The sequence below is a fragment of the Corallococcus terminator genome (genome assembly GCF_003611635.1).
GTDB lineage: Bacteria > Myxococcota > Myxococcia > Myxococcales > Myxococcaceae > Corallococcus > Corallococcus terminator.
The window spans coordinates 1-3,206 of record NZ_RAVZ01000565.1 but is presented as its reverse complement, the minus strand read 5'-3'; the positions used below and the strand labels follow the sequence as shown (position 1 = coordinate 3,206).

Genomic DNA, 3,206 nt, shown 5'->3' with positions numbered 1-3,206 from the left:
GCGTGACCTTCACGGGCGGCGGCGGAGGCGGGGGAGGAGGCTTCACCTCGACGACGGGAGGCGGTGGAGGAGGCGGACGGAAGACGACGTCCACCTTCTTCTCCTGGATGACTTCCTTCACGGTGTTCGCCGCGGTCATCGCCGCGACGGCGATGAGTCCGAAGACGGCGACCGACGCGGTGGTGGAGAGCGCGAACCGCCGGGCGGCGGGGGCGCTGGAGGCGCTGTCGAACGTTTCGAACATGACGGGGACGCATATAGCGACGCCGTGTGTCACGAAGGTTCAGGCCCCGTGACACTTTGCCCCCGGCCTTGTTTCGATTGGGTCACGAAGCGCGTGCGTTCGGAATTTCACGCGCCAGGTGCGTCACGGCTCCGTCGGGAAGTACGGCGGAGCCGCCCCTGCTGTGTGACTTACAGCCCGTAGGCTTCCAGCAGCCGCAGCCAGACCTCGCTCATGGTGGGATACGACGGCACCGCGTGCCACAGCGTGTCCAGCGGCACCTCGCCCGCGACGGCGATGGTGGCCGCGTGGAGCATCTCCCCCACGCCGGGGCCGGTGAACGTGGCGCCCACGATGACCCGGCGCTGCTCGTCCACCACCAGCTTCGCGGTGCCCTTGAAGCCCTCGCCCATGAGCGACGTGCCGGCCACGTCCCCCAGTTCGTACTGCACCGTCTTCACCGGGACGCCCGCCTTGCGCGCCTTCTCCTCGGTGAGGCCCACGCTGGCCACCTGCGGGTGCGTGAAGACGACCTGCGGCGTGGCCTTCGTGTCCGCCCACGCCTTCGCGGGCTTGCCCAGGATGACGTCGCCCACCAAGCGTCCCTGGTACTTGCCCATGTGCGTGAGCAGGTTGCGGCCGTTCACGTCGCCGCACGCGTAGAGCCAGTCGCCGTCCACGCCCTTCGCGCGGAGCTGATCATCGACCTCGATGGAGGCACCGGGCTTGAGGCCCACCGTGTCCACGCCCAGGTCGTCCGTGCGCGCCGTGCGGCCCATGGCCACGAGCAGCGCGTCCGCGCGCAGCGTGTCCCGGTTGGACAGCGTCACGGTGTATTCGCCCTTGCCCTCGCCCGAGCGCTGCACCTTCGTCGCCTGCGTCTCCAGGAACACGCGCACGCCAATGTCGCGCAGCGACTGGGCCACCTGCTCGCCCACGAAGGGTTCGAAGCGCGTGAGCAGGCGGGGGCCGCGCTGCACCAGCGTCACCTCCGAACCCAGCTCGCGCCAGGCCTGCGCCAGCTCCACCGACTCCACGCCGCCGCCCAGCACCACCAGCCGGCCCGGCACCGCCTTGGAGCCCGTGCCCTCGCGGTTGTCCCAGGGCCTGGAGTCCTTGAGCCCCGCGATGTCCGGCATGCGCGGCTTGCTGCCCGTGGCGATGACGACGGCCTTGCGCGCTTCCAGCTCGCGCACCTTCCCGTCCTTGCCCTCCACGCGCACCCTGCGCGGGCCGGTGAGCTTGCCGCGGCCCTTCACCACGGTGAGCTTCGCCCCTTCCGCCCACTTCACCTGGGACTTGTCGTCGTAACCGCCCACCATCTTGTCGCGGTGCTTGAGCACGGCCTCGGCCTTGAGCGGCTCCTTGATGAGCTCGCGCACGCCGGGCGTGTGCTGCGCCATCCAGAGTGTCTCGCCAGGGTGTAGCAGGGCCTTGCTGGGGATGCAGGCCCAGTAGGAGCACTCGCCGCCCAGCAGCTCGTGCTCCACGAGCGCCACCTTCAACCCACCCGCCGCGGCCCTCGCTCCCGCGTTTTCCCCCGTCGGACCCGCCCCAATCACCACCACGTCGAAAGTCTCGGCCATGAAGCCTCCCGCCTACTGCTTGCATCCGGGAGTCCTCCCTGCCAATCGCACTGAACGCCCGAGTCGGATGGTGGAAAGAGCGGCTGGTCACCACCGGACAGGCCCCGCGCTTTTATTGTCAGGCCCGGCATTCCCGTCGCGTCGGTGCGTCGTCCGCGCGGATCCGCGTGCGGCGGGAGGTGTGCCATGGGACGTGTCGCCAAGGGTGTCTCGGTTCGCTCCTCACGGTCGCGCGTCTAGCGTCACCGGCGTCGTCCCGCACCTGCCCGACGGCCGCGCCTTCTTGCGCGTGGCCCGTGGCGCAAGGGACGTCCTCGCCGTGCGCGAAAGGCGGCGTGTCCGCGCGGGAGCTCCTGCGTGCACACCCACGGTCGTGTCCCGGCTCCTCGTGAGTGACGGGACGCGGCCGACCGAAGTCCGTCTTCGCTCATGTCCTCCTCCAGGTCTCGCCGTCCCCGCGCGTCGTCCCGACGTTCGGGTTCCTCGCTGTTCCAGTCCCAGGCTCCGTCCGCGCGCCACCTGCGCGTCCAATCCACCCTCTCCGAGGAGATCTCGCTGCTGTTCCGGGGCGAGCTGTCCGACCCACTGCTCGAAGGCGTCGCGCTGACGTCGTTCGAGCTGTCCCCCGAAGGCCGCACCGCGCGCATCGGCTACACGCTGTCGGAGGGCACCGCCGACCCCGCGCAGGTGAAGGAGGCCCTGCTCCGCGCGCAGGGCTACCTGCGCTCCCAGCTCGCGCAGCACCTGAACCTCAAGCGCACCCCGAACCTGCGCTTCGTCCACGTGGGCACCGCCCCACGCACGGGGCCCGACGACAGCGGCTGGGGCCCGGACGACGAAGAGGAAGGGGGTGACGCATGATGCCCCGCCTCCTCGAAGTCCCTCCGGGCGCGGTGCCGCTGCTCGCCTGGGCCCGCGCGGTGCCCACCGCCGCGCTCCGGCAGCTCCAGCAGCTCGCCGCGCAGTCCTATGTCGTCGAACACGTGGCGGTGATGCCGGACGTGCACCTCGCGTCGGGCGTGGCGGTGGGCACCGTCTTCGCCACCGAACACCACGTCGTCCCCGGCGCGCTGGGCAACGACCTGGGCTGCGGCGTGAGCGCGCACCGCTTCGCCTTCCCCGCCGCGTCGCTGTCCCGCGCGGATCTGGAACAGCTCCTGTCCCAGCTCTCGCGCGTCATCCCCGTGGGGGACGCGGTGCACCGGGGCAAGGGCCTGCCCCTGCCACCCGGGCTGGAGTCCCCGGCGCTGTCCACCCACCGGCTCACCCAGGCCTGGGAGCGACTGGCGCCGCGCCACCTGGGCACGCTGGGCGGTGGCAACCACTTCCTGGAGTTGGACCGGGACGGGGCAGGGGACCTCTGGCTGCTCATCCACACCGGGTCCCGGGGCGTGGGG

General features: G+C 71.1%; 3 protein-coding genes and 1 pseudogene. 2 read left to right on the top strand and 2 right to left on the bottom strand.

What is annotated here, in order from left to right; translation table 11 throughout:
* Both D7V88_RS40080 and D7V88_RS40075 read right to left on the bottom strand, forming a co-directional pair.
* Nucleotides 1–244: pseudogene (locus D7V88_RS40080) on the bottom strand (energy transducer TonB); the annotation flags it as partial.
* 170 nt (nucleotides 245–414) lie between these two features.
* Complete coding sequence (locus tag D7V88_RS40075; RefSeq protein ID WP_120545769.1) at nucleotides 415–1,809, bottom strand: dihydrolipoyl dehydrogenase family protein; 1,395 nt, start codon at nucleotides 1,807–1,809, stop codon at nucleotides 415–417.
* A 429-nt stretch (nucleotides 1,810–2,238) separates the two neighbouring features.
* Between D7V88_RS40075 and D7V88_RS40070 the strand changes: the two genes are divergently transcribed.
* Together D7V88_RS40070 and D7V88_RS40065 are read left to right on the top strand one after the other, a co-directional pair.
* Complete coding sequence (locus D7V88_RS40070; RefSeq protein ID WP_120545768.1) at nucleotides 2,239–2,670, top strand: ribosome-binding factor A; 432 nt, start codon at nucleotides 2,239–2,241, stop codon at nucleotides 2,668–2,670.
* Nucleotides 2,667–3,206: RtcB family protein (locus D7V88_RS40065; protein ID WP_147449094.1), on the top strand; the 540-nt coding region annotated here is incomplete at its 3' end. The genes D7V88_RS40070 and D7V88_RS40065, both read left to right, overlap by 4 nt.